The sequence below is a fragment of the Gordonia prachuapensis genome, assembly GCF_036350515.1.
Taxonomy (GTDB): domain Bacteria; phylum Actinomycetota; class Actinomycetes; order Mycobacteriales; family Mycobacteriaceae; genus Gordonia; species Gordonia prachuapensis.
This window is the reverse complement of record NZ_JAZDUE010000006.1, coordinates 124888-149618: the sequence shown is the minus strand read 5'-3', so window position 1 is coordinate 149618 and position 24731 is coordinate 124888. Positions and strand designations below refer to the sequence as shown.

Annotated in this window: 24 protein-coding genes; 16 read left to right on the top strand and 8 right to left on the bottom strand. The window is 69.0% G+C overall.

The genetic code is table 11. The annotated features are described in order from the left end of the window. Nucleotides 1–4 precede the first annotated feature (4 nt). Nucleotides 5–1804 carry an AMP-dependent synthetase/ligase gene (locus V1Y59_RS08955; RefSeq protein WP_330504479.1) on the bottom strand — a complete coding sequence of 600 codons (1800 nt, stop codon included), beginning with the start codon at nucleotides 1802–1804 and terminating at the stop codon, nucleotides 5–7. 105 nt (nucleotides 1805–1909) lie between these two features. On the opposite strand from V1Y59_RS08955, the gene V1Y59_RS08950 reads away from it, so the two are divergent. The 6 genes from V1Y59_RS08950 to V1Y59_RS08925 all read left to right on the top strand — a co-directional run bounded on the left by V1Y59_RS08950 (nucleotide 1910) and on the right by V1Y59_RS08925 (nucleotide 6336). Continuing rightward, nucleotides 1910–2365: a hypothetical protein gene (locus V1Y59_RS08950; protein ID WP_330504478.1), complete on the top strand. Its 456-nt coding sequence runs from the start codon at nucleotides 1910–1912 to the stop codon at nucleotides 2363–2365. Then, a complete protein-coding gene (locus V1Y59_RS08945; protein WP_330504477.1) occupies nucleotides 2365–2802 on the top strand; it encodes an SRPBCC family protein in 438 nt (145 codons plus the stop codon). The genes V1Y59_RS08950 and V1Y59_RS08945 overlap by 1 nt, the downstream gene beginning before the upstream one ends. A gap of 20 nt (nucleotides 2803–2822) precedes the next feature. Next, complete coding sequence (locus V1Y59_RS08940; protein WP_330504476.1) at nucleotides 2823–4040, top strand: ArsA family ATPase; 1218 nt, start codon at nucleotides 2823–2825, stop codon at nucleotides 4038–4040. 78 nt (nucleotides 4041–4118) lie between these two features. After that, nucleotides 4119–4550, top strand: a complete 432-nt coding sequence (locus tag V1Y59_RS08935; RefSeq protein ID WP_330504475.1) for a hypothetical protein — start codon at nucleotides 4119–4121, stop codon at nucleotides 4548–4550. Beyond that, nucleotides 4550–5530, top strand: coding sequence for an ROK family protein (locus V1Y59_RS08930; RefSeq protein ID WP_330504474.1), 981 nt, complete (start codon nucleotides 4550–4552; stop codon nucleotides 5528–5530). The genes V1Y59_RS08935 and V1Y59_RS08930 overlap by 1 nt, the downstream gene beginning before the upstream one ends. 104 nt (nucleotides 5531–5634) lie before the next feature. Further along, the gene (locus V1Y59_RS08925; RefSeq protein ID WP_330504473.1) at nucleotides 5635–6336 is read left to right on the top strand and encodes a lysophospholipid acyltransferase family protein; all 702 of its coding nucleotides are present in this window, start codon (nucleotides 5635–5637) and stop codon (nucleotides 6334–6336) included. A gap of 118 nt (nucleotides 6337–6454) precedes the next feature. Here the strand turns inward: V1Y59_RS08925 and V1Y59_RS08920 are convergent, their stop codons facing one another. After that, nucleotides 6455–7819: a glycosyltransferase 87 family protein gene (locus tag V1Y59_RS08920; RefSeq protein WP_330504472.1), complete on the bottom strand. Its 1365-nt coding sequence runs from the start codon at nucleotides 7817–7819 to the stop codon at nucleotides 6455–6457. 46 nt (nucleotides 7820–7865) lie between these two features. Here V1Y59_RS08920 and V1Y59_RS08915 point away from each other — a divergent pair, with 46 nt between their 5' ends. Together V1Y59_RS08915 and V1Y59_RS08910 are read left to right on the top strand one after the other, a co-directional pair. Further along, nucleotides 7866–8351: a polyadenylate-specific 3'-exoribonuclease AS gene (locus tag V1Y59_RS08915; protein WP_330504471.1), complete on the top strand. Its 486-nt coding sequence runs from the start codon at nucleotides 7866–7868 to the stop codon at nucleotides 8349–8351. A gap of 65 nt (nucleotides 8352–8416) precedes the next feature. After that, nucleotides 8417–9811 (top strand): class II 3-deoxy-7-phosphoheptulonate synthase, encoded by a 1395-nt coding sequence (locus V1Y59_RS08910; protein ID WP_330504600.1) that lies wholly within the window; start codon nucleotides 8417–8419, stop codon nucleotides 9809–9811. A gap of 10 nt (nucleotides 9812–9821) precedes the next feature. Here V1Y59_RS08910 and V1Y59_RS08905 read toward each other — a convergent pair whose 3' ends face one another. Further along, nucleotides 9822–10991: a protein kinase domain-containing protein gene (locus tag V1Y59_RS08905; RefSeq protein ID WP_330504470.1), complete on the bottom strand. Its 1170-nt coding sequence runs from the start codon at nucleotides 10989–10991 to the stop codon at nucleotides 9822–9824. Nucleotides 10992–11064: 73 nt separating this feature from the next. Between V1Y59_RS08905 and V1Y59_RS08900 the strand changes: the two genes are divergently transcribed. Next, nucleotides 11065–11430: an Rv2175c family DNA-binding protein gene (locus V1Y59_RS08900; RefSeq protein ID WP_330504469.1), complete on the top strand. Its 366-nt coding sequence runs from the start codon at nucleotides 11065–11067 to the stop codon at nucleotides 11428–11430. On the opposite strand, the gene V1Y59_RS08895 is transcribed toward V1Y59_RS08900, so the two are convergent. Both V1Y59_RS08895 and V1Y59_RS08890 read right to left on the bottom strand, forming a co-directional pair. Then, on the bottom strand, nucleotides 11399–13000 hold the full coding sequence (locus V1Y59_RS08895) for an alpha-(1->6)-mannopyranosyltransferase A (RefSeq protein WP_330504468.1): 1602 nt from the start codon (nucleotides 12998–13000) through the stop codon (nucleotides 11399–11401). The two genes, V1Y59_RS08900 and V1Y59_RS08895, sit on opposite strands and share 32 nt — an antisense overlap. A 5-nt stretch (nucleotides 13001–13005) precedes the next feature. Next, nucleotides 13006–14142 (bottom strand): polyprenyl synthetase family protein, encoded by a 1137-nt coding sequence (locus tag V1Y59_RS08890; protein WP_330504467.1) that lies wholly within the window; start codon nucleotides 14140–14142, stop codon nucleotides 13006–13008. An 82-nt stretch (nucleotides 14143–14224) separates the two neighbouring features. On the opposite strand from V1Y59_RS08890, the gene V1Y59_RS08885 reads away from it, so the two are divergent. Beyond that, a complete protein-coding gene (locus V1Y59_RS08885) occupies nucleotides 14225–15181 on the top strand; it encodes a methylenetetrahydrofolate reductase (RefSeq protein ID WP_330504466.1) in 957 nt (318 codons plus the stop codon). A 7-nt stretch (nucleotides 15182–15188) separates the two neighbouring features. Here the strand turns inward: V1Y59_RS08885 and V1Y59_RS08880 are convergent, their stop codons facing one another. The 3 genes from V1Y59_RS08880 to V1Y59_RS08870 all read right to left on the bottom strand — a co-directional run bounded on the left by V1Y59_RS08880 (nucleotide 15189) and on the right by V1Y59_RS08870 (nucleotide 18469). Continuing rightward, nucleotides 15189–16073 carry an LppM family (lipo)protein gene (locus V1Y59_RS08880; protein ID WP_330504465.1) on the bottom strand — a complete coding sequence of 295 codons (885 nt, stop codon included), beginning with the start codon at nucleotides 16071–16073 and terminating at the stop codon, nucleotides 15189–15191. A gap of 90 nt (nucleotides 16074–16163) precedes the next feature. Continuing rightward, a complete protein-coding gene (locus V1Y59_RS08875; RefSeq protein WP_330504464.1) occupies nucleotides 16164–17750 on the bottom strand; it encodes a phytoene desaturase family protein in 1587 nt (528 codons plus the stop codon). Nucleotides 17751–17800: 50 nt separating this feature from the next. Continuing rightward, nucleotides 17801–18469, bottom strand: a complete 669-nt coding sequence (locus V1Y59_RS08870) for a GNAT family N-acetyltransferase (RefSeq protein ID WP_330504463.1) — start codon at nucleotides 18467–18469, stop codon at nucleotides 17801–17803. 245 nt (nucleotides 18470–18714) lie between these two features. On the opposite strand from V1Y59_RS08870, the gene V1Y59_RS08865 reads away from it, so the two are divergent. From V1Y59_RS08865 to V1Y59_RS08840, 6 genes are all read left to right on the top strand, one after another. Next, nucleotides 18715–19188, top strand: a complete 474-nt coding sequence (locus V1Y59_RS08865) for an SAV_6107 family HEPN domain-containing protein (protein WP_330504462.1) — start codon at nucleotides 18715–18717, stop codon at nucleotides 19186–19188. Between the two features lie 163 nt (nucleotides 19189–19351). Further along, a complete protein-coding gene (locus V1Y59_RS08860; RefSeq protein WP_330504461.1) occupies nucleotides 19352–19759 on the top strand; it encodes an SCO2097 family morphological protein in 408 nt (135 codons plus the stop codon). A 436-nt stretch (nucleotides 19760–20195) separates the two neighbouring features. Next, entirely contained in the window at nucleotides 20196–20636 is a 441-nt protein-coding gene (gene mraZ, locus V1Y59_RS08855) for a division/cell wall cluster transcriptional repressor MraZ (protein WP_330504460.1), read from the top strand. Between the two features lie 302 nt (nucleotides 20637–20938). Further along, nucleotides 20939–21859, top strand: coding sequence for a 16S rRNA (cytosine(1402)-N(4))-methyltransferase RsmH (gene rsmH, locus V1Y59_RS08850; RefSeq protein ID WP_431309139.1), 921 nt, complete (start codon nucleotides 20939–20941; stop codon nucleotides 21857–21859). Beyond that, nucleotides 21856–22716, top strand: a complete 861-nt coding sequence (gene ftsL, locus V1Y59_RS08845; RefSeq protein WP_330504458.1) for a cell division protein FtsL — start codon at nucleotides 21856–21858, stop codon at nucleotides 22714–22716. Before rsmH ends, ftsL begins: the two co-directional genes overlap by 4 nt. A 21-nt stretch (nucleotides 22717–22737) precedes the next feature. After that, nucleotides 22738–24642, top strand: coding sequence for a peptidoglycan D,D-transpeptidase FtsI family protein (locus tag V1Y59_RS08840; RefSeq protein ID WP_330504457.1), 1905 nt, complete (start codon nucleotides 22738–22740; stop codon nucleotides 24640–24642). Nucleotides 24643–24731: the final 89 nt, after the last annotated feature.

Genomic DNA, 24731 nt, shown 5'->3' with positions numbered 1-24731 from the left:
ACCGTTATTTCGCGTAGATCGCGTCGATGTCGCCGGAGAACTTGTCCACCACGACATTACGCTTGACCTTCAGCGTCGGCGTCATCTCCCCGGTCTCCTCGGTGAAGTCGTCGGCGAGGATGCGGAACTTCTTGATCGCCTCCGCATGTGACACCGTCTGGTTTGCCGACTCCACCGCGGAGGCGACCTCGGCGCGCAGGTCCGCGTCGTCGGCGAGATCGCCGACCGTCGCATCGGCGGGTTTGCCGTTGCGCTCCTTCCACGCGGGGAAGGCCTCGGGATCGATGGTGACCAGTGCCGCGATGAACGGTTTCGCATCCCCGATGACCACGGCCTGCGAGACGAGCGCGTTCGCGCGGATCACGTCCTCGAGTCCGGCCGGTGACACATTCTTGCCGCCGGCGGTGACGATCAGTTCCTTCTTGCGTCCGGTGATGGTGAGGAAGCCGTCGGAGTCCAGCGTGCCGAGGTCGCCGGTGTGGAACCAGCCGTCCTCGACGGCGGCCGCGGTCGCGTCGGGGTTCTGCCAGTACTCACTGAACACCACGCCGCCGGACAACATCACCTCGCCGTCGTCGGCGATCCGGACACTGTTGCCCGGCAACGGTTTACCGACCGTACCGACCTTGACCGCGCCGGGCGTGTTGACGCTGAACGCGGCGGTGGTCTCGGTCAGCCCGTAGCCCTCGAACACCGGGACGCCGATGCCGCGGAAGAAATGCCCGAGGCGCGGCCCGAGCGGGGCGCCACCGGAGATGGCGGCCTCACACTGCCCGCCGAGCGCGGCCCGCAGCTTGCCGTAGACGAGACGATCGAACAGTGCGTGTTTGACCTTGAGCACCAAGCCGACCGAACCGCGTTCCTCGGCGGCCGAGTAGTCGATGGCGACATTCGCGGCGGCGTCGAAGATCTTTCCCTTGCCGTCGTCGTGAGCCGACTGCCGGGCGGTGTTGTAGACCTTCTCGAACACGCGCGGCACCGACAGGATCACGGACGGCCGGAACGACGCGAACTCGCCGACGAGGGTGCGGGTGTCGGCGTGATGGCCCACCTCCACACCGGCCTCGATGGCGACCAGGGTGATGGCGCGGGCGAGCACATGCGCGAGCGGAAGGAACATCAGCAGCCGCTTGTCCGGTCCCAGCAGTGAGCTCATCGAGCTCGCCAGGACACCGCGTACCTCGGACAGCAGGTTGGCGTGGGTGAGCTCGCAACCCTTGGGGCGTCCGGTGGTGCCCGAGGTGTAGATGAGGGTCGCGGGATCGGCGGAGCGGACGGCGGCGCGGCGCTTGACGACCTCGTCGTCGTGGATCTCCGCGCCTGTCTTCGTCAGGTGCGCGATCGCCCCCTCACCGTCGGTCACGTCGATCTGGAGCACGCTGACCGGGCCGAGACCGTCGATGCCGTCGACGATCTCACGATGACCGTCGTCTTCGACGACGATGGTGGTGGCGCCGGAGTCCCGCATGATCCACTCGATCTGCGGCCCGGAGGACGAATCGTAGATCGGCACGGTGATGGCACCCGCAGCCCAGATCGCGAAATCGATGAGATTCCACTCCAGTCGCGTGCGGGAGAGCAGTGCCACGCGATCGCCGGGTGCGACGCCCGCGGCGATCAGCCCCTTGGCGATCGCGGTGATCTGGGCCGCGGCGTCCGACGCCGTCACCGGCAGCCATTCCTGAGCCGCCTTGCGCCGGAACATCACCTTGTCCGGTTCGCGCTCGGCGATCCGGAAGACGATGTCGGTGCAATCGTCGCTCTCCGAGATGGAGAACTCCGCCGGCACGCTGAACTCACTCATCGGGCCACCTCTCACCTTCGGTTCTCTGCAGCGATGGTAGTCCCGCCGCCGCGCAAACCGTACGCGCGTCCCGCGAGGTCTGCTGTCCCGGGTCACCCGGAGTATGTGAAGCTAGTGATCGTGACGAGCATTCAGGTGGCCGACGAGACCTTCGTCGCGGCAGCTCCGTCGCTGGCGACCGAGATGGTCGGCGACCGGGGGAACTGGCGGCGGTGGTGGCCCGATCTGCATCTCACGGTGACCGAGGATCGCGGTGCGGCTGGTGTGCGCTGGACGGTCGGCGGACCGCTCGTGGGCAGCATGGAGATCTGGTGCGAGCCGGTGCTGGACGGTTTCGTGCTGCATTACTTCCTGCACGCCGAGCCCGAGGGTTCCCTCCCCGACGACCCGCGTGCGCGGGGCACCGCCCTGGCGGACGCCAACCGGGATCGCCGGGCCGCCGGCAAGGTGATGTCCTTCGAGGTGAAGGAGCGGCTCGAGGCCGGTCGCGGGGTGGGCGGACCGGCGGTCACGGATCCGGCCGCGGACGCCGCGTCCAGCGGTGAGAGGGTGGCGCGCTGATGGCCGACCGCACCGAGCGCTCCATCGTCATCAGTGCCGATGCCGCCGACATCATGGCGGTGATCGCCGACTTCGACCACTACCCGGACTGGGTGTCCGCGGCGCGGGAGGTGGAGGTCACCGAGACCGGTGACGACGGCCGCCCACGCGTGGTGCGCTTCGTCCTCGACGCCGGTGTCCTGCAGGACACGTACGTGCTGCGCTACGACTGGGCCGCCGACGGCCGGGAGGTGTCGTGGGCCCTCGTCAGCAGTGACCTGCAACGCGACCAACGCGGGCGATATGTTCTGTCGCAGCAGGTTCCGGGCTCGACCAAGGTCACCTACGAACTGATGGTCGATCTGTTGGTACCCATGATCGGACAGCTCAAGCGGCGTGCCGAGAAGGCGATCACCGAAGCCGCGCTGAACGACTTGAAGAAGAGGGTCGAAGGCTGATCGATCTCACGCCCATCCATGTGGTGATCGGGCCGGGTGGGGCCGGCGTCTCGGTGACCGCGGCCTCCGGCGCCCTGGGCCGGCCGCGCGGCCGGGCCAGCACGTCGTCGGACACCGGCGCCGGCACGACGCTGGTTCCCGAGCACGACACCCTCCTGATCACCGTCGACCGCTTCTCCCCGTCGGCGTCGATCTTCGGCGTCTTCCGCACGCCCGACGAACCGGTGGCTGCCTCGTCACGGTTGCACGTGCTGTCACTGGATCGTCTCGCGTTGTTGGAGCGTGCGTGGTCGGATTTCACGGCCGTCCTCTCGGAGACCCTCGCGAGATCACGCGTGAGTCTGCCGGGCGTCGGCGTGTTGTCGGAGATCTCGGCCGCGGAGCTGACCGCGCTCCCGGGTATCGAGGATTTTCTCGTCCTGCGCCGAATCCGGGACGAAGCGGTCAGCGGAACATGGCGCCGGATCGTCGTCGACGCATCCGGGGTCGGTGACCCGTTCGCGTTCCTGCGGTCCGCGGCGGTGCTGAGTCAGACCTTGAATCGCCTGTGGCCCAGGCATCGACGGCTTGCGGCTGCCGCCGAGCGTCCCGTTCTCGCCCAGCTCACGGCAGCGGTGGACGCCATCGACAGGGATTGCGTCGACATCACCGAGCTGACAACCGACGCCCACAGTGTCGCCGTTCACCTGGTGGTCGGCGCAGATGACCGCGGCGAGCGACTGCTACCCGACTTCCTCGCCACCGTCGACGTCATGGGACTGGCGCTGCGGTCGGTGATCCTGAACCGCGGTGTCGGTGACGGTTGTGACGACCGCATCGCCCGTTTACGGTCGGTGGTGGAAGACGGCGCCGAGATCGACTGCCTCGACGTGCCGCGGGTGGACGGGCCGATCGACCGTGCGGCGCGACTTCGCAAGGTGGGTGTCGGATTGGCGACACCGAACGGCCGCCGGTGCGGTTGCGGCGCCGCGAAGGTGGCCGAGGTCGACGATGCGCAGAAGCCGGCCGGCGCCGACCGGATGTTCGAACTCAGGTGGCGTCAAAGGCTTCCCGACCCCGCGAGCCTGCAGTTGGGTCGCTCGGGCGACGATCTGCTGGTGACGGTCGGCGGGTTCCGGCATCCGGTCCGGTTACCGTCGGTGCTGCGGCGCTGCGTGGTCGTCGATGCGGCCTGGGACGGCACCGAGATCGCGATCACCTTCGTCCCGGACCCCGCGGTGTGGCCACGAGGCCGTTGACGTCGCCTCGTCGCCCGGGGCCTGAGGCCACCCGACGTCACGTACACTACTGCCGAGCCGGACAGGAGAGCTGCCCAGATGACCTCGGACGACACGACCGGACGTGACGGCGACGACGCCGCAGGCCACTCCCGCGGTTCCTCCGGTGACCCGGTGCGTGACCTCCTGCTCGGCCTGGCCGCCCAGATCGATCAGCTCGCCGCCGTGTTCGGTGGCGCCGGGCAACGGCGCCCCGCGGCGACCGGGCAACGCGCCGATTCGTCGTCGGCCGACGCCGCCAACCTGGCCGACCTGTCCGGTGAGATCACCTCGTTGCTCAGCGAACTCGGTGATCTGCTCGCGCGGCTCATCGCCGCGCTGATCGCGGTGCTCGAGGCGATCGCGAGTGCCCTGCGCTCGAGCCCGCCGGGCGCCGGGAACGAGGAGCCGACGTACCAACCGATCTCGGTTCGCATCGACGTGGGTGGGCGCGACGGCGTCCGCCGCCCGCACGGAGAGAGCGAGAGCTGATGGGGGACTTGACGATCGGCATCGACATCGGCGGCACGAGCGTGCGTGCGTCGGTCGTCGACGATCGCGGGTCGATGCTCGACACGCTGCGTGCGGCGACTCCGCCGACCGCGCAGGCGCTCGAGCACTGTCTGGACCGGTTGGTCGGTGAACTGACCTCGCGGTGGGCGGCGAAAGCAGTCGGACTGGCCATCGCCGGGTTCCTCACACCCGACCGGCGGATGATCCGGTTCGCCCCGCACCTGCCGTGGCGTGAGGCCACCGTCGCCGAGGACATGTCCGCCCGCATCGGCATCCCGGTCTTCGCCGAGCACGACGCCAACGCCGCCGCCGTCGCCGAGCAGCGCTTCGGTGCCGCCTCCCGTGGCCGGAACTCGCTCGTCCTGGCGATCGGTACCGGGATCGGTGCCGGCCTGCTGCTGGACAGCGAGATCTACCGCGGCAGCTTCGGGGTTGCGCCCGAACTCGGGCACCTCACCGTGGTCCCCGACGGCCGCCCGTGTTCGTGCGGCAAGCTCGGCTGCTGGGAAAGGTATTGCAGCGGAACAGCACTGGTCGACACGGTGCTCGAATTGCTGGCCGACGGGGACTGGGGTCGCAGTCAACTCGCCGCCGACGTCGCCATGGACCCCGGCGCGCTGACCGGGCGGCGCGTCGCCGGCGCCGCCGCCGACGGCGACGCGGTCGCATTGGCCGCGTTCGCGCAGTTCGCCGCGTCGCTCGGCCAGGGGCTGGCGATGATCGCCGACATCTTCGATCCCGACCTCATCGTGCTGGCGGGCGGGGTCGGCGCGGCGTCCGGGTTGTTCCTGGACGAGGCGCGCGAACACTACGCGCGGCTGGTGACCGGGGCCGGCCACCGGCAACTCGCGCGTATCCGCGGTACGCAGCTCGGCGAGAGCGCGGGCGTGATCGGTGCGGCAGAAGTTGCGCGCCAAGCGATCAACGCGGAGCTCTCGGCGGTGCGCGGCCGAAGATGAGGATGTGTATCGTTTCTGCGGGGCCGGTCGGATTCGGCCCGGTGCGACAGGTCTCGGCGGGTAATGTCTGAGGCGGCGGCGATCGACGAAGTTCGGAGTCTTCGATGTGGTACTACACGTTTAAATTCGTGTTGCTCGGGCCGATTCTGCGAGTGCTCGGCCGTCCCAGGATCGAGGGGCTGGAGAACATTCCCGACCGCGGGCCGGCGATTCTCGCCAGCAATCATCTCGCCGTCATGGACAGTTTCTATCTGCCGCTGATGGTGCGGCGTCGCATCTACTTCCTGGCCAAGAGCGAATACTTCACCGGCACCGGCGCCAAGGGCGCGTTCCAGAGGTGGTTCTTCTCGGCGGTCGGCCAGATCCCCATCGACAGGTCGGGGGCGGAAGCGGCCGCCGGAGCCCTGACCGCGGCGCGCCGGCAGCTCGAAGCCGGGCACCTCATGGGCATGTACCCCGAGGGCACGCGTTCACCGGACGGGCGCCTGTACAAGGGCAAGACAGGTCTGGCCCGGGTCGCCCTCGACACCGGGGTGCCGGTGATCCCGGTCGCGATGATCAACACCGACAAGCTCAATCCGCCCGGAACGGTCATCCCGCGCCCGGCGCGCATCGTCGTGAAGATCGGCAAGCCGCTCGATTTCGCCCGGTACGAGGGAATGCAGGGCAACCGGTTCATCGAGCGCGCCGTCACCGACGAGATCATGTACGAACTGATGCAGCTGGGCGGTCAGCAATACGTCGACATCTATGCCGCCTCGCTCAAGAACAAGCCCGCGGAGCCGTCGACACCCGCAGCCGCCTGAGTCGGGAGTGGGCCCCGCTCCCTGAGGTGCGAGGAGCGCAAGCGACGAGCCACGAACCGTTCCCTGAGGTGCGAGGAGCGCAAGCGACGAGCCACGAAGGGCGGGTCGAGACTGCCGACTACTTCGCGGTGACGTCGGCGAGCGCGGGCCGGGGCCGCGCGGAGTCGTCGCCGGTCCACTGGGGCGGCAGCAGCAACACGACGAGCAGCAGGCCCAGACCCCACAGCGTGTAGGCGTTGCCGACGATGTGGTCGACGACCGACCACTGTCGCACCGCCGACGACAGGAACTGGAACGGCCCGAGCGCGAAGACGACGACACCCGTCAGAGCGACACCGCCGTACGCGATCCGCAGCCGCCGGTCGGTGCTGCGCACTGCGATCACCGTCGCGGCCAGGATCGTCGGTACCGCCCAGACCCAGTGGTGCGCCCACGATGTGGGCGACACCAGCAGTCCCCACACCGCGGCGACGCAGGCGACCAACACCGCCACCACGCCGCCGGACGCGTTTCCCTGCGGACCGCGCAACGCCTCGAACGCCGACACCGGACGGCATGCACGGACCGCGGCGAACGCGAGGGCGGTGACCACCAGTGAGCTGGCCACCCACAGCAACTGTTCGGTCGTCTCCTCGTGGGGCACCAGACGAATCCACATCGCATTCAGGTTCTGGTTGATCCGTCCCGCTGGGTCCCCGATGCGCGTCGTGTGGAAGAGCGTGTGCGTCCAGTACGTCAGCGAGTCGGCGGGCAGCCAGATCCAGGCGAGGAGGCCGGCACCGAGGAAGGTGCCCACCGCGGTCAGTGCCGACCGCCACTGCCGAGCCGTGAGGAAGACGGTGACGAACACCATCGGCGTTAGTTTCACCGCGCCCGCGAGTCCGGTGAGCACCCCGCGCGCCGGACCTGCGGCCCGCGCGCGTCCCCGGCCCACGACGAACAGGTCGACGACGATCAGGGTCATCAGGATGATGTTGATCTGCCCGAAGCCCAATGTCATCCACAACGGATTCGACCACAGGGCAACCGAACCGACCAGCAGTGCGATCCACCAACGGTTGGCCGGTGCGCCCACCGACGACACCCCGAGGACGATGTGCACGATCACGACGACGAGTCCGGCGGTGAGCAGCGACATCAGCAGGCCGGCGATACCGAGTCCGAGCAGACCCAGCGGGACGAACCCGATGGCGGCGAACGGGGGATAGGTGAACGGAAGCCAGATCCCGTCGCTGGTGAACGGCATCGACCCGTCGGCGTACAGGCTCTGGCCCTGCTGCCAGATCTGCGCACCGAGGCGGTAGACGTCGAGGTCGATCCGGGTGCGGGTGCCGAAGCTCGATGTGAACGGGACGCCGACGATCTGCAGGATCACCGACACGGCGAAGGTCGCGGCGATCACGACGCGGGCGCGGGTCGACGGCACCCATCGTCGTAGCCGGGTCTCGACCCCGGACAGATCGGTCTCGGACAGAACAGTCATGGTCTCGACGATTCTCCGCTCACATGGTGTGTGAATACTGTGGGGTATGCGGTTCTTCTACGACTCGGAGTTTATCGAGGACGGCACCACGATCGAGCTCATCTCCATCGGTGTCGTCGCCGAGGACGGTCGCGAATACTACGCGGTGTCCACCGAGTTCGATCCTGCACGAGCGGGCGTCTGGGTGCGAGCGAACGTGCTGCCGAAGTTGCCGTCGCCGGCGTCGCCGTCGTGGCGCAGCCGTCGGCAGATCCGCGACGACCTGCTCGCATTCCTCACCGAGGCCGATGACGAGGTGGAACTGTGGGCGTGGGTCGGTGCCTACGACCACGTGGTGCTGTGCCAGCTGTGGGGCCCCATGACGGCGTTGCCGCGCGCGATACCCCGGTTCACGCGGGAGTTGCGCCAGCATTGGGAGGCCGTAGGCCGTCCGGCCTTGCCGCCGTCGCCGCGGGACGCGCACGACGCGCTCACCGATGCGCGGCACAACTGGCGCCGCTGGCAGGTCATCGAGGAGTCCCGGCGCGGGTAGTCGTCGGCCCAGGGCAGCGGCCCCTCGGGGAGTTGTCCGACGCGCTCGACTACCCTGTATTCGTGGTGACCAACTGGACCGTAGACGTTCCGATCGAGGACCTTCCGGAACTCCCGCCGTTGCCCGGTGACCTGCAGACCCGCTTCGACGACGCCATTTCCCGGCCGGCGTTGCAGCAGCCGAGCTGGCCCGCCGAGGAGGCGCGCAAGATGCGCACCGTTCTCGAGAGCGTGCCGCCGATCTGCATGCCGATCGAGGTGCAGGCGCTGTCCGCGCAGCTCGCCGAGGTCGCCGAGGGTCGGGCGTTCCTGCTCCAGGGCGGCGATTGCGCGGAGACCTTCGTCGACAACACCGAACCGCACATCAAGGGCAACATCCGGACGCTGCTGCAGATGGCCGTGGTGCTCACCTACGGCGCCAGCATGCCGGTGGTGAAGGTCGCCCGGATCGCCGGGCAGTACGCCAAGCCGCGATCGGCGGACACCGACGCGCTGGGCCTGCTGTCCTACCGGGGCGACATGATCAACGGGTTCCTCGCCGAGGAGACGGCCCGCGTGCACGACCCGTCCCGACTGGTCCGCGCCTACGCGAACGCCGCCGCGGCGATGAATCTGGTTCGCGCCCTGACGGGTTCGGAGGCAGATCTGCGCCGCGTGCACCTCTGGAATCGCGAGTTCGTCCGCACGTCGCCGGCCGGGGCTCGATATGAGGCGCTCGCCTCGGAGATCGACCGTGGTCTGCGGTTCATGGACGCCTGCGGGGTGACCGACTCGAATCTCGACTCCGCGTCGATCTTCGCGTCGCATGAGGCCCTCGTCGTCGACTACGAACGCGCGATGCTGCGGCTGGCCGACGATCCGGACAACCCGGACGAGAAGGTGCTCTACGACCTGTCCGCGCACTTCCTGTGGATCGGGGAGCGCACCCGTCAGCTCGACGGCGCCCACATCGCACTCGCGGAGCTCATCAGCAATCCGATCGGGGTCAAGATCGGACCGACGACGACGCCGGAGCAGGCCGTCGAGTACGTGCAACGTCTCGATCCGCACAACCGGCCGGGCCGGCTCACACTGGTGTCGCGGATGGGCAACGGCAAGGTGCGCGATGTCCTGCCGGCGATCGTGTCCGCGGTGGAGGCGACCGGACACAAGGTGATCTGGCAGTGCGATCCGATGCACGGCAACACCCACGAGTCGTCCACCGGTTTCAAGACCCGCCACTTCGACCGCGTCGTCGACGAGGTGCAGGGTTTCTTCGAGGTCCACCATGCGCTGGGCACTCATCCGGGCGGCGTGCACATCGAACTCACCGGTGAGGATGTCACCGAGTGTCTCGGTGGCGCCCAGGACATCTCCGACCTCGACCTCGGCGGCCGCTACGAGACCGCCTGCGACCCGCGGCTCAACACCCAGCAGTCACTGGAGCTCGCCTTCCTCGTCGCCGAGATGTTGCGCGGCTGAGCCCATCTGCTCAGATGAGGTAGGTCTGTCCGACCCACCAGCAGACCGCCGCGACGGCGACCGCGAGGACGAGGACGAGCCCGATCCAGATGGCGGCGCGCAGGGCGCCCCGGTCGTCCTGCTCGGTCGGCAGGTCACCTACCGCGCGAGTCCGCTGAGCCTGAGGCGGCCGACTCTGCTCCGGCGCCGATGGAGGACCGGGTCGGGACTGCATCTTCGTCTGCCGCGGGGGCGGCGGCGCCGCGGGCGCGGCGGCCGGCGGCACCCCGGCGCGCACCCGTGCCATGGTCTCGCGCTCCGCGGACCGGTGTGGTGCGGGCACGGTGAAAGTCGGCAGTTCGAGTTCGTCGGCAGCGGCGATCAGGGCGCGCTGCATGTCGAATCCGTCGGCGTACCGGTCGGCGGGGTTGCGTTCGGTGGCACGCAATACGATCTCGTCGAACTCCTCGGGCACGCCGTCGACGACGTCACCCGGCGCGGGGACGTCGTAGCTGAGCCGTTGATAGGCGAGGGCGAGAGGGGTGTCGCCGCGGAACGGTGTTCGGCCGGTGAGTAGTTCGAACATCATCACGCCCATCGAGTACACGTCGCTGCGGGCGTCCGCGTCCCCGGAGTCGACCTGCTCGGGCGACAGATACGCGGCGGTCCCCAGGATGACGCTGGCGGAGGTGACCCCGGCCTCGGCGACGGCGCGGACCAGACCGAAGTCGGCCACCTTCACCTCGCCCTGATCGGAGATGAGGACGTTCTCGGGCTTGACGTCCCGGTGCACGAGGCCGGCGGCGTGCGCCGTCCCGAGCCCACCGAGGACAGGGTCGGCCACGGCCGTGACGGCGTGCGGCGGCATCGGTCCCCGTTCGCGCAGCAGCTCGCGCAGACTGCCGCCTTCGAGCAGTTCCATCACCAGGAAGACGACACCGTTGTCGATCCCCTGGTCGTAGACGGCGACGAGCCCGGGGTGTTTCAGTCCGGCGACGGCGCGTGCCTCGAATTCGAACCGGCGCAGGAACAACGGGTCGCCGCTGTAGCGTTCGTCCATCACCTTGATCGCGACCGACCGGCCCAGCCGCAGGTCGACCCCGACATACACCGCCGACATCCCGCCGCGCGCGATGGGCGCGTCGACGCGATAGCGAGCCTCCAGGGTCGAGCCCAGGAGGGGGTCGGCGGGATGTGTCACGGGGCCGAATCTACCGGGCGCCGCCACGGTGACCGGGGACCGAACCGGTCGGCGAGCCGGTAGGCTTCGGATCGTGGGTTCACTACCGCTGTCGCAGGACAGTCTCCCGTCCGACATCGCCACGCTCACCGTCGACGAGGCTGCCGGGCGGCTGCGTGTCTCGTCCAACCGTGTGCGCACGCTGATCCGGGATCACCAACTCCTGGCCGTGTCCCGTGAGGGTCAGCCGGCCATCCCCGAGGTCTTCTTCGACGACCTGGGAATCGTCAAGCATTTCACCGGACTCGTGGAGGTGCTGCTCGACGGCGGGTACTCCCGCGACGAGGCGATGCGATGGCTGTTCACCGTCCAGGACGACCTCGGGATCCATCCGGCGGAGGCGTTGCACACGCACTCGGCGCGTGAGGTCATTCGTCGTGCGCAGGCCCAGGCGTTCTGAGATCGGCGCGAGAGTCGTTGTCCGGCACCGCGTCATCGACCGGGGCGGTGAACCAGTCGACCACTCGGCCCAGCCGTAGTGGGTCGCGGTGGAGCAACGAGACCGCTGCCAGCGTCGACAGGGCCGTGGCCAACAGGGTTTCCGGCAGCTTGTAGAACACGATCGAATCGTCGGGCTGGAACACGATCAGCATGAACGTGGACACGAACACGACCAGGGCCCGGACCCGCCCCGGCAGGGTGAACGCCACTGCGAGGCACAGCAGCCAGGTGTAATACCAGGGCAGGGTCGACGGTTCGAGGAGCAGCACCGCCAACATCGCCCACACCATTGCGGCCATCGCGGTTCGTTCGTCACGGCGGCCCCACCACCACAGGGCGACGAGCACGATCGCCAACACGACCGCGCCGATCGCTCGCGTCACCGTGAGTACGGGTTGCAGGTTCAGCGCGGTGAACGGCGCGGCGACGAGAGTCACCAGATGACCCATGAGGGTGGGGACGGAGAACCAGTTGATGATCCGGTCGGCCCAACCCAGACCGGTCAGCCACCCCAATCCCAGGCCGACGGCGGCGGTACACACGGCGAACACCGCGACGGTGACCCCGACAACGGCGGCGAAGACCCGGAGACGGTCGGCGGGTCGCACCGGTCGGCGGGCGCGGATGTGCGCCAACCAGATCCACACGACGAACGGGATCGCGATGCCCGCGGTGACCTTGATCGACACCGCGAGCCCCAGCACCACCAGGCCGGAGATGTGACGTCCGGTGACGACCAACGTGACCCCGGCGACCAGGATGCCCATCAGCAGCAACTCGACATGGGTGCCGGCGACGAGGTGGATGAGGACCATCGGGTTGGCGACCGCAAGCCACAGGCCGGCCTGGGGTGATGCCGAGAAGTGCACGGCCAGACGGGGAATCGCCCACACGGCCAGCAGCAGCCCCGGCAGCAGCGCAAGACGCATGGCGTAGACGCCGAGGATCACGTGATCGCCGGTGATCTCGGTGACGATGCGCGTCACGCCGACGAAGAAGGGGCCGTAGGGTGCGGTCGTGGTGGCCCAGACCTGGGCCATGCTGTCCAGCAGCGGACCGGGATAGTGGGCGGGGCCGTCGGCGTACGGGTTGAATCCTTCACGGAACACCGCGCCCTGGGCGAGGTAGGCGTACACGTCCCGGCTGTAGACGGGGACGGCGATCAGCAACGGTGCCGCCCACGCCAGCACCCCGACGCGCAGGGCACGCACCGACGGGATGGCGGAGCAGTCGGCGATCCCGCGACCCAGACGTACCCATGCGATCACCATGGCGGCGACCCCGAGCCAGAACACCGTGCCGAACAAGGTCTTCCCGTGCCCGTAGGTGATCATCGACAGGCCCAGATCCTGCGCGACGGTGTTGTTGCGGGCGATGTCGCCGACGCCGAAGCTGCCGATGCAGACGGCAATGGCCCCGATGACGCCGAGGAGTAGATCGCCCGAGGCGGGTGTGCCGCGTATGCGGCGCCACAGCGACTGCTGTGGCGGAGCGCCGGAATCGGCCGGCGGAGAGCCGGGTGCGGTCATCCCGGTCACGTCGTGCGGTGCGCGATCCGCCCGGCGAATGCGACGAGTTCGGCGCGGACCACATCGGAAAGCGGTGCGGTGTCGAGGGTGTCGAGTGCGGCGGTCAGGAGCGACGTGATCTGACGCTCGATCTCGTCGACGGCGCCGACATCGACGAGAATGCCGCGGGCCGTGCTGATCTCGTCATCGGAGAGGGGGCGTCCGAGGTGGTCGCGCAACGTCGTGGCGAGGGCCGGGTCGTGCCGTGCGGCGTTGGAGATGCCCACGGCCAGCAGGGCGGTGCGCTTGCCTGCGGCGAGGTCGTCGCCGGACGGCTTGCCGGTCTGCGCCGGATCGCCGAACACCCCCAACAGGTCGTCGCGCATCTGGAACGCGATACCGAGATCGTGTCCGACCGAACGCAGGTCGGCGATCAGCGTCTCCGGGGCGCCGGCCAGCGTGGCGCCGAGTTCGAGTGGGCGGGCAACGGTGTAGGCGGCCGTCTTGAACTCCATCACGCGATACGCGGAATCCATCGACTCGTCGCCGGCGGCCTCGTTGACGATGTCGAGGTATTGCCCGGCGAGCACCTCGGTGCGCATCGACGACCAGACCCGTCCGACGGCGGCCGGTAGCGCACGCGGTGTCTCGGCGGACGGGGCGCCGGGGTGATGGCCGTGCACCATGTCGTCGGCCCACGACAGCGCCAGATCGCCCATCAGGATCGCGGCGGCCACGCCGTGGTGGGCGGCGTCGCCGGTCCACTCGTCGGTGCGGTGGCGACGCTCGAACTCGCGGTGGACGGTCGCCCGTCCGCGGCGGGTGTCGGAGCGGTCGATGATGTCGTCGTGGATCAGGGCGCACGCCTGGACGAGTTCGAGGGCGGCGGCGACGCGTAGGGCGTCGGCATCATCAGGGCCGTCCGGGGCGACCACCGTGTCCGTCGACGATCGCCCGGCCATCCAGCCGGCGTAGGCGAAGACCGGCCGGACCCGTTTGCCGCCGGACAGGACGAACTCGCGGAGAACCTCACCGGCTGTCCCGACCCGCCGATCGATCCGGGCCGCGACCGGCACCGCGCGGTCGAAGAATTCGCCGAGCGCGGATTCGACGGCCGCGGGGACGTCGTCGAGCCCGGACGGGATCGGGAGTGCGGAGGTCACCCTGACAGGCTAGTGCGCCGACCGCCCACCGCCGGACGACCGGCCCGACCGATGCGCGAGGACCGATCCGTACAATATCCAGGTGACCTCAACCGCCATCCCAGCACCGTCGATCGTCGATCGACTCTCGGTACCTCATCGCGGCCCGGTCCCGTTCTCGGTCGAGTTCTTGCCGCCACGGGACGCGGATGCCGAGGTTCGGCTGTGGCGCGCGGTGCGGACGTTCGAACGACTCGGACCGGCGTTCGTGTCCATGACCTACGGCGCCGGTGGATCCACTCGGGACCGTACCGTGCGGATCGCAGGCGATCTGGCCACGCAGACCACGCTGCTGCCGGTGGCACACCTCACTGCCGTGAACCACAGCGTCGACGAGTTGCGCGCCCTCGTGGGCGCCTACGCCGACAAGGGCATCACCAACATCCTGGCGTTGCGCGGCGACCCGCCCGGCGACCCGCTCGGCGAATGGACCAAACATCCCGAGGGGGTCGAGTACGCCGAGGAGTTGGTGCGTCTGATCGGGGATCTGGGAGACTTCCACGTGGGTGTCGCCTCGTTCCCGGAGGGCCATCATCGGGCGATCGACCTCGATCACGACACCCGAACGCTGGTCGGAAAGCTGCGGGCCGGGGCGGAGTACTCGATCACCCAGATGTTCTTCGACGTCGATGACTTCCTGCGGTTGCGTGACCGCGTCCACCGCGCCGACCCCGAACAGGGTGGCAAGCCGCTGATCCCGGGGATCATGCCGATCACGTCCCTGGCCACCGTGCGTCGTATGGCCGAGCTGTCGGGTTCGGTGATCCCGGACGACGTGCAGGAACGGTTCGCCGCTGCCGCCGGCGACGGCGCGGAGGAGAACCGGGAGGCGGTGCGCGCCGTCGGTATCGATTTCGCCACCGAGATGGCCCAACGGCTGATCGCCGAGGGCGTCCCGTGCCTGCACTTCTGCAGCCTCAATTTCGCGAAGGCGACGAGTGAGGTGCTCGAGCGTCTGGGCGTCGACGCCCGATCGGCGATGCCCGCCGCCTCGCACTGACCTGCCGTCAGGGGCGGGTTCGGGAATCCGCCGGTTCGCCTGCGCCGGCCCGAGACGAGGTGTCCCCTGTCGGGTTCTGCGCTGTCGGGTTCTGCGCTGTCGGGTTCTTGCGTGTCGCTCCGCTCTTGCCACCCGACCGACCGGTGCCCTGCGGACGACGCGGGCGACCGGGTCGGGGGCTGCGATCGCGGTTCGCGAACGCCAGCCGCGCCACCAGCAGCACGACGACCAGACAGATCAACGCGAGGAACCACGACCAGCTGCTGACGGCCGCCGTCGCCGGGTCGGGATAGGTCGAGTCCGCGCTGAAGTCCGCGGGTTCGCCGGCCTGCGGGGACCACCGGACGGTCCGTTCGCCGACCTGCTCGCCGTTCGTCGCGGTGACCGGACCGCCGAACACGATGGTCAGCTCCACCAGGTCGCGCCCGGCGGTGAGGTTGGTGAGATCGGCGTTGCCGCGGAAACGGACGACGTCGCCGCTGCGTTGCGCGCTGAGGTCCATGCTCATCGCCGCGTCGCCATAGGCCGCCGCGACGATGTCCCCGAGCTGTCCGAACTGTCCACTGGTCAGGTCGGTGAAGACCGCGCGGGTGCCCACATAGGGCGGTTCGGGTTCCTGGCCGTCCTCGGCGGATGATTCGTCCTCGGGTTCGTTCTCCTCCGGATCGGGCACCGTCGAGTACTCCGACATCGTCACCCGCGACGCCATCGACTCCGGTACGTCGAGTTGCGGCGCGCCGCGTGGGTTGTCCGGGGAGGTCGCCACGATGACGGTGCCGGAGAACCGGTCGCCGACCGTGGTCGAACGCTCGAGACAGCCACTGAGCGCGGGAGTGGCGACCACGAGCGACAACAACAGCAGGATCGCTGGCCAACGGGGAGACGAACGCACGGTGTCATCGTGCCAGACGACCGCCTCGGCACGTGGTCGACGCACCCGGCCACGTCGTCGCGGTGGTTCGCCGATCAGCGTCGGCTCGGATCAACGGCGGTGCAGGGCCAGGTGCGCGGCGATACGCCCGCTGGCGCCGGTCACCCCTCCGCCCGGGTGTGTCGACGCCCCGGCCAGGAACACGCGGTCGGCGCCGGGGACCCGGTGCCCGGACAGATCGGGATGCGGACGCCAGAAGAACATCTGGTCGATGCTCATCTCGACGTGCATGATGTTGCCGCCGATGAGGCCGAGTTCCTGCTCGAGGTCCTCCGGGGACTGGATGTGGGTGTGTCGGATGTGGTCGCCGATCCCGGGGGCGTGGCGGTCGAGTTCGGCGACCACGGCTGCGGCGGCCTGCGGCGCGGCCTGCTGCCATGGCGTGCCGTCGGCGAGATGCCGGGGATGCCACTGCGCCCACAGGTTGATCAGGTGCTGACCCGGAGGGGCGATGGTCGGGTCGACGGCCGAATACGCCATGGCGACCACCGCGGGACGCTCGGGCAGGGCCCCGACGCCCGCCGCGACCTGCGCCCGTCGCAGATGCGCGCGGTCGGTGACGAGCAGCCCCAGCGCCGATCCCACCCCGTGGGGCGGGAGGTCCGTGGGCAGGTCGGGGTAGTCGGGGAGTGCATCGGTGCCCAGGCGGACGGCCATCCCGATCCCGTCCCCGACGACGATCTGTGATCGCCATCGATCGACGACCTCGCGGTCGTATCCGCCGGCGGCGAGCAGGTCCAGCGTGCTCAGCACGTGACAGGCGGCGACAACCGTTCTGGCGCAGCGGCCGTCCCCGTCCGCGGTGTCGACCCGCCAGTGGTCGCGGCAGCGCGAAATCGCCGCGGCGGGCCGGCCGGTGGCCACCTCGCCGCCGTCCGTGGCGATCCGGCGCAGCAGGGCCTCGGTGAGGGCGCCGCTACCGCCGATGGCCCGGCCGGGCGGGATGTCGTGCTGGAGCGCGGCGAAACCGATCATCGGTGCGGTCCCGGGTGCGTTCATGGGCGGCCCGGACTGCGCACCGAACCAGGCCAGTGCGGCCTTGAGCGGCTCGGCGGTGAACCACCGGTCCAGCAGGGCGTCACCAGAGGACATCAGTTCCTGGGTGAGGGAGAGCATGCTGCCGGTGCGCCGCCCGACCGGCCCGGACCGGGCGGTGGTGGCCGTGGCCCCCAGTCCGGCGAACGCGGTCGCGAATCGTCCCGGTCCGGCGGCGGAATAGAACGACCGCATCACCGCCCGCGCCCGCGGCCGCCAGACCTCGACGAACCGTCGGTACGCCTCGGCATCGGCGGTGCCGACCGACTGCGCTATCGACGCGCACGTCGCGTCGAGGTCGGTTCGGAAGATGATGGGCGATGACGATGCGGTGCCGGGTGCGAACGCCCACGGATCGCAGTCGACATAGCGCAGACCGTGGCCGGCCAGGTCCAGTTCGTCCGGGATCGGAGAGTGCCGGATCATCAGATGCGCCGAGGAGCCGCGATCGACCCGATAACCGGGGAACCGCTCGACCGTCGAGACCGCGCCGCCGGGAATCGCGTCCCGTTCGAGGACGAGCACCGATCTGCCTGCCTGCGCGAGGTACGCCGCCGCCACCAACCCGTTGTGACCGGCGCCGACCACGACGGCGTCGAGCATGGGATGACCGCCCGACGATGTGGGCGTCCGTCGAAGGCGGCGCAGGCCGGTCATCGGGGACGGCGGGCGTGGTCGGGCAGGTGGCTCGGGGTCAGGGGCAGCGGCCTGCCGAGGAAGGCGAACGGGCGCGGATCGCCGGTGAAGGTGAAGTTGCGGAGCACGTCGGTGAATCCCAGGCGCCGATACAGGGACCAGGCCCGGTTGTCCTCCGCGGGGATCTCCGGTGTGGACAGCAACACCGTGCTCTCCGGCCGGTTCTCGAGGAGACGACCGAGCAGCCACTGGCCGATGCCCTGACCCTGCGCGGTGGGATGGACGTGGATCTCGGTGAGCTCGAAGTAGTCGCGGGTGATCTCGTCGACGACGTCGGCGCTGTGGCCGGCATGGCGCAATCCGACGCGCAGCTGCTGGTTCCACCACTGGTCCGGAGCGCCGCGGTACCCGTAGGCGATGCCGACGAGTATTTCGTCGTGTGGGTCGGCGACGGGCCGTCCGAGACGGCGCCGCGCGACATCGGACGACCGGATCCCGGTGGGGGCCGTGGTCGCGACGGCACCCACGGCGCGCCAGCCGGGACGGGTGATGTGGTCGCGCCAGAGGGCCGCGCGATGAACCTCCGTCCCGCGCGGATAGTTCATCGCGGTCACATAGATGTCCAGCGCCGGGTCGAGCCACACGTGGGCATCCTGGCCGGTCAGGTCAACGAGGCGGATCGTCAACGAACGTCTGTCCTCTCGTCGAACTCTCGGCATCCGGGTCGGCGGCCGTCTTGAACGTGTCCTACCCGCTAGCTATATTGAATATGTCGAACGGGTGTTCGATGAATCAGCCTCCGCAAGCTGTTCTGATCGCCCGACGACACGAGGCGTCGGCTCCGGCGGCGAACGAGGGAAGCGTTTGCTGTCGGGCCGGCGTTGTAACAAGGCAGTAGTAGGCAAACCGGTGACGAACCAGGGAGGTGACGATGCCGAGCTCGATCCGTTCGCCCCGGTCGACGGCGGATGTCGACCCGATCGTCGTCCGACGCAGCCGCGACCTGCTCGACCGCGCCCATGTCCTGTTCGACAACGCCGATGGTGTCACGGATTCCGCCGAACGGTTTCGCCAGTTCTACCTCACGGCGCTCCGGGCCGCGGGCGCGGTCCTGGAGATCCACGAGCCCTCGACGCGGCCCGCTCGGCGGAGGCATTCGCGCAGCGCATGGAACCGCCTGCCCGTCGTGATCCCGGCTCTCGCGGAGCACGCCGACTTCTTCGCGGCCCGGTCCCACCTCCGCCTCGACATCGAGTCCGGCCTGGTGCGCGCGGTCGACGACCGAGTCGTCGCGCAGACCCGTTCGCGGGTGATCGGCCTGCTCGACGATGTCGAAGAGCTCCTGATCGCCTACGAACAGGGCAAGTCGGTCGACCCGGACATCGCCCCGGATCGGTCTGCGTGAACCTGTGGATCCGACGCAACCAGAGGTAATGGTGGTCGCCGGAAGATTCTGCTCGTATCATGAGGTTTGAAGCCGTACAAGCGGCTCTATGGGCGTCGACGACGACCGCGGTACCAGGACGGATCGCGGGCGGGGTCGGTTGGAGTTGGGATAAGGAGGGTCGGTGCCTCTCTCGGAGCACGAGCAGCGCATGCTCGAACAGATTGAAAGCGCTCTGTATGCCGAAGACCCGAAGTTCGCGTCGAGCGTCAAGCGTCGCCGCCTCGGAAGGTCGTCCAGTGGTCGGCGTCGTCTGCAGGCGGTGGCGATCTTCGTCATCGGCCTGGTTCTGCTCGTGGGCGGACTCGTCGTCGAAGTTCGTGTCGGTGGGTTCCCGATCATCAGCCTCATCGGCTTCCTGATCATGTTCGGGGCGGGCCTGATGGCACTCTGGGGCGGCGACGGTCGATCCTCGGGTGGCGACCAAGGGTCCGGAACGACGGCAACCAAGCAGGCGAAGGCCGGCGGGCCGAAACGCAAGTTCTCTGAACGCATGGAAGATCGCTTCAACCGTCGGTTCGAGCAGGAGTAGCCCCGCTCGACCTGTCGGTACGCATCTCGGCGTCAGGCCGCACACCTCATCGGTGTGCGGCCTTCGTCGTTCCCGGGCCCGCCTAGCGACCCCACCGTGGTCCGCGCCGGACTCCCCACGCCGCCCCACCCGGTTCCCCCACAGCGCCCCACCCGGGCTCCCCACTTCGCCCCACCGTGCTCTCGTGACAGTCAGACAGCCGTATCACCAGCATCGTTGACATCATCTGGCCCCATTGATCCCACCGGCTGACCGGGCCACACGCCGGGCGCGTCACTGCGACGACTGGGTGAAACATGCCACTGAACTGGTAATTCTCGATAGTGTGGGGCGAGAGTGGTGTGTTGGGGGTGGAAAGTGGTGGAAAGTGGGGTACTGTGGCAGCACTGGGTGAGACGGACCGGACGTCGAACCCGGTGGGGCAGGAGGTGGCGACATGTCCGTGCGATTTGTCGGCACCTACACGCCCAGGCTCGACGACAAAGGGCGACTGACGTTGCCCGCCAAGTTTCGCGATGCATTGGCAGGAGGGGTGATGGTCACACGAGGCCAGGACCGCAGCCTGTCGGTGTATCGGGCCGAGGAGTTCGACGCGATCGCTGAGCAGACGATGGCGGCGTCGCGCAACAACCCCGAGGCGCGGGCGTTCCAGCGGTACTTCTTCGCGAGTACCGATGAGCAGCGACCCGACGGGCAGGGCCGGATCACCCTGTCATCCGAGCATCGGACCTACGCGGGCCTGTCGAAGGACTGTGTGGTGATCGGTGGGTTCGACCACCTCGAGATCTGGGACGCCCAGGCATGGCGCGACTACCAGAGCGCCCACGAGGAGGACTTCTCGGCCGCAGGCTCTGCCGCATTGGACACCTTGCTCTGAGCAAGCTCGATGGGGCAGTCGGACAAGTGAACAGCGAATCGGGTGGGTCGAGGCCTCGGCCCGGCGCGACCCTGGCGTACTTCCCCAACGCCAGGTGCGTGATCGGGTCGAGACCCCGCCCCATCGGACATGCCGGCGCGCTCGGTCTCGAACCGAGGCGTGCCGGTTTCACCTGTATTCACGTCGAACCACACAGTCCGAGGAGAGGGTCGGTGGACGCACGCGAGGACGAGCCGAAGGGCCACGGCGGCCGGGCCGACCGCTCCGGCGAACACGGCCACCTCCCCGTTCTGGCCGACCGGATGATCGAACTCCTCACACCTGCCCTCGGCGGTGCCGACCCGATCGTCGTCGACGCGACCCTGGGGGCCGGAGGTCACACCGAACTGATGCTGGCCGCCAACCCCCGCGTCCGGGTCATCGGGATCGACCGGGATGGTTCCGCACTCGACATCGCCGGCAAGCGGCTCGCCGGACACGGTGATCGGTTGATTCTGCGGCAGGCACGATTCGACGAGATCCCGGCGGTCCTCGACGATCTCGGCATCGACCTGATCGACGGTGCGCTGTTCGACCTCGGCGTGTCGTCCATGCAGCTCGACCGAGAAGACCGCGGATTCGCCTACGCCGTCGACGCACCCCTCGACATGCGGATGAACGCGGGCGACACCACAACGGCCGCAGACATTCTCAACACCTACTCGCACGGCGACCTGGCACGCATCCTCTCGGCATACGGCGAAGAGCGTTTCGCCGGCCGGATCGCATCGGCGATCGTTCGCGAACGTGAGCGCGAGCCGTTCCGCACCAGCGCGCGCCTCGTCGAACTGCTCTACGCGACGATCCCGGCAGCCACCCGCCGCACCGGTGGACACCCCGCCAAGCGGACGTTCCAGGCGCTGCGGATCGAGGTGAATCACGAACTGGACGCGCTGACGCGTGCCCTGCCCGCGGCGCTGTCGGTACTGCGGGTCGGTGGACGCGTCGCCGTCATGAGCTATCAATCACTCGAGGACCGGATCGTCAAGCGGGAGTTCGTCGCCCGGACGACCTCGACGTCGCCGAAGGGCCTGCCGGTGGAGTTGCCCGGGTCCGCACCGGACTTCCGGCTCGTCACCCGGGGCGCGGAGCGCGCCGACGACGACGAACGTGCCCGCAACCCGCGCTCGGCCCCGGTTCGGGTCCGTGTGATCGAACGTGTCGAGGAAAAGGACCGCGCATGACCCTCACGCACGACATCGCCGTCGACGACGAACAACCGGACACGAGTGGACGCGAGCGTCTGACCGACGGAGCCAAGGCGCGGACCACGAGATCTCGTGCGGCGCAACGGGCCATCGCGCGGCGCGAGAAGCGCCGCGAGCGGGAGGCCCGGGTGACCGAACGCGCCGAGGCGCGATCGGCGACCCGTCCGCGTTCGTCCGTCCCGCTTCGTGCCCGCATCACCGGCGTCCCGTTCGTGGTCCCGGTCATCGCATTGCTCGTGGTGGGTCTCGGGCTCAGTCTGTGGCTCTCCACCAAAGCCGCTGCCGATTCCTACAAGCTCGGCGTGGAACGGCAGGAGAACCAGGCCCTCGTGGATCGCCGCGACTCGCTCAAGCGGACCTACGAGTCCGGCAACTCCGCACCCGAATTGTCGGACAAGGCTTCTCAGCTCGGCATGATCCCGGCGCAGAACCCCGCGCGGATGGTCGTGGACGGGCCGGGCAAGCCGAGGATCATCGGCGAACCGGAACCCGCACAGGGGAGGGCCCTGCGATCGATCAACCCGCCGACGGAGCCGGATCCGGTCGAGACCATCGACCCGAAAGAGGTCGACGACTCCCAGGGGTTGCCCGGCACCGCAACCGATTCCGACGAATCCGGCGGGGCGGACGATTCCAACGAGACGGCCGACACCACCGAACCGGACGATGCGCAGACGCCCGAGGCCGCAGCCGGCCAGGCGCCGGCGAACGGGGGGCAGGCGGATCCGGCCCCCGGGGCGACCCGGCCGACGTCGCCGACGGTTGCTCCCGCGCCGAATGTCCTGCCGCCGAACGGCAACGCGCCGAGCTCAAATTCGGCGGAGTCGCGGTAACGGAGCGGACAATTGGCAACCATGACACGTGCCGTCTTCCAACGCTTCGACGCGAGTGGATCCGGTGGCGGGCGAGGCGGTCGGAGTGGCCGCAACTCGGCATCGTCGGGTCGCGGTCCCCGACGGCCCGACTCGTTCCTGGGGCGGAGCCGGATCGCCGGCATCATCGTGATCCTGGCCGTCGTGGCGGTAGCGGTCCGCATGGTCGTCGTCCACACGATCGAGGCGTCGTCGATCTCCGCCGAGGCCGCACAGCAGCGTGAGTACACCGAGATCATGACCGCCAAGCGGGGTGCGATCCTCGATCGCAACGGCCGCCCGTTGGCCTACACCGACGAGGCGCGGGCCCTGACGTTCCTGCCGAAGGCGGTTCGCACATCGATCGAGGAGGCGCATCGGAAGGACGACGCGCTGCCCGGGGTCGACGAACGGTTGGGCGAGATCGCGCGAGGCGTGTCGTCGGCGCTCGGCGGATCGATCGAGGAGCAGGATCTGCTCGACAAGCTGCGCAGCGACGACACCTTCGTCTATCTGGCGCGCTCGGTCAGCCCCGAGGTCGCCGGCAAGATCACCGAGGAGTTCCCGGAGGTGGGCGCCGACCCGCAGGCCATCCGGCTGTACCCGGGGGGTTCCCTGGGCGCGAACATCATCGGGGACGTCAACTACGACGGCAACGGACTGATCGGCCTCGAGGCATCGCTGGATTCGACGCTCGCGGGCACCGACGGCTCCAAGACCTATGACCGCGGCTCCGACGGCGCGGTCATCCCCGGCAGCACCCGCAACGTCCATCCGGCGATCAACGGGGCCGCGGTACGACTGACCATCGACTCCGACGTGCAGTGGTTCGTGCAGAGTCAGGTGTCGGCCGCCAAGGCGGCCTCGGGTGCCCGCAACGCGTCGGCGGTGGTGCTCGACGCGCACACCGGCGAGGTCGTCGCCATGGCCAACGACAACACGTTCAACGCGTCCCAGCCCCTCGAGGAGCAGAAGGACGCAGACCTCGGCAACCGATCGGTGACCTCGCCGTTCGAGCCCGGCTCGGTCAACAAGATCATCACCGCCGCCGCCGCCATCGAGTACGGGGTGACCAGTCCGACCGAGGTCCATCGGGTTCCGGGCAGCATCCAGATGGCCGGTGTCACCGTGAAAGACGCGTGGGCGCACGGCGTCGAGCCCTACACGACGACCGGCATCTTCGGGAAGTCGTCGAACGTCGGAACACTCATGCTCGCCCGGAAGGTGGGCGAGGAACGCTTCGCGGATATGGTCGATCGATTCGGGCTCGGCCAGCGCACGGGCGTCGGCCTCCCCGCCGAGAGCGCCGGCGAGGTGCCCGCGCTGAGCCAATGGTCGGGTGGATCGTTCGCGAACCTCCCGATCGGGCAGGGTCTGTCGATGTCGCTGCTCCAGATGACCGGGATGTACCAGGCGATCGCCAACGACGGTGTACGCGTCCCGCCCCGCATCATGCTGTCGGAGCAGCGCGACGGGCAGGCGGCCGATGAGCTGGCCAGGCCCGCCGGCGTGCGGGTGGTCAGCCCGGAGACCGCGACGACGGTTCGCAACATGTTCCGTGCGGTGCTGCAGGACGATCCGATGGGCGTGCAGCAGGGGACCGGCTCCTCCGGCGCGGTCGCCGGCTACCAGATGTCGGGCAAGACCGGAACCGCCCAGCAGGTCGACCCGGAATGCGGGTGCTATTCGAACTCCCGCTACAACATCACCTTCGCCGGAATCGCGCCGGCCGACGATCCGCGCTATGTGATCGGGATCATGCTCGACAACCCGCGGCGGAGCTCGGACGGTTCGGGCGGACAGTCGGCGGCGCCGCTGTTCGGGACCATCGCCTCCTGGCTCATGCAGCGTGACCGGGTGCCGCTGTCGGCCAAACCGCAACCGCGGCTGACCCTCGAGGCGCGCTGACCGCGGGCGTCACCCGGGTCACCGACACTCACGCGACGACGGGGTCTCGCCGGTACGCGACGGTCGGTCGGCTGACGGTATCGTGAGTG

Bases quoted from the DNA above. Each gene is read 5' to 3' on its own strand.
- V1Y59_RS08915 (WP_330504471.1), top strand. From the start codon at position 7,866: ATGCGGTTCTTCTACGACTCGGAGTTTATCGAGGACGGCACCACGATC.
- V1Y59_RS08865 (WP_330504462.1), top strand. From the start codon at position 18,715: ATGCCGAGCTCGATCCGTTCGCCCCGGTCGACGGCGGATGTCGACCCG.
- V1Y59_RS08935 (WP_330504475.1), top strand. From the start codon at position 4,119: ATGACCTCGGACGACACGACCGGACGTGACGGCGACGACGCCGCAGGC.
- V1Y59_RS08840 (WP_330504457.1), top strand. From the start codon at position 22,738: ATGACACGTGCCGTCTTCCAACGCTTCGACGCGAGTGGATCCGGTGGC.
- ftsL (WP_330504458.1), top strand. From the start codon at position 21,856: ATGACCCTCACGCACGACATCGCCGTCGACGACGAACAACCGGACACG.
- V1Y59_RS08920 (WP_330504472.1), bottom strand. From the start codon at position 7,819: ATGACTGTTCTGTCCGAGACCGATCTGTCCGGGGTCGAGACCCGGCTA.
- mraZ (WP_330504460.1), top strand. From the start codon at position 20,196: ATGTCCGTGCGATTTGTCGGCACCTACACGCCCAGGCTCGACGACAAA.
- V1Y59_RS08945 (WP_330504477.1), top strand. From the start codon at position 2,365: ATGGCCGACCGCACCGAGCGCTCCATCGTCATCAGTGCCGATGCCGCC.
- V1Y59_RS08875 (WP_330504464.1), bottom strand. From the start codon at position 17,750: ATGCTCGACGCCGTCGTGGTCGGCGCCGGTCACAACGGGTTGGTGGCG.
- V1Y59_RS08925 (WP_330504473.1), top strand. From the start codon at position 5,635: ATGTGGTACTACACGTTTAAATTCGTGTTGCTCGGGCCGATTCTGCGA.
- V1Y59_RS08895 (WP_330504468.1), bottom strand. From the start codon at position 13,000: ATGACCGCACCCGGCTCTCCGCCGGCCGATTCCGGCGCTCCGCCACAG.
- rsmH (WP_431309139.1), top strand. From the start codon at position 20,939: ATGATCGAACTCCTCACACCTGCCCTCGGCGGTGCCGACCCGATCGTC.
- V1Y59_RS08955 (WP_330504479.1), bottom strand. From the start codon at position 1,804: ATGAGTGAGTTCAGCGTGCCGGCGGAGTTCTCCATCTCGGAGAGCGAC.
- V1Y59_RS08930 (WP_330504474.1), top strand. From the start codon at position 4,550: ATGGGGGACTTGACGATCGGCATCGACATCGGCGGCACGAGCGTGCGT.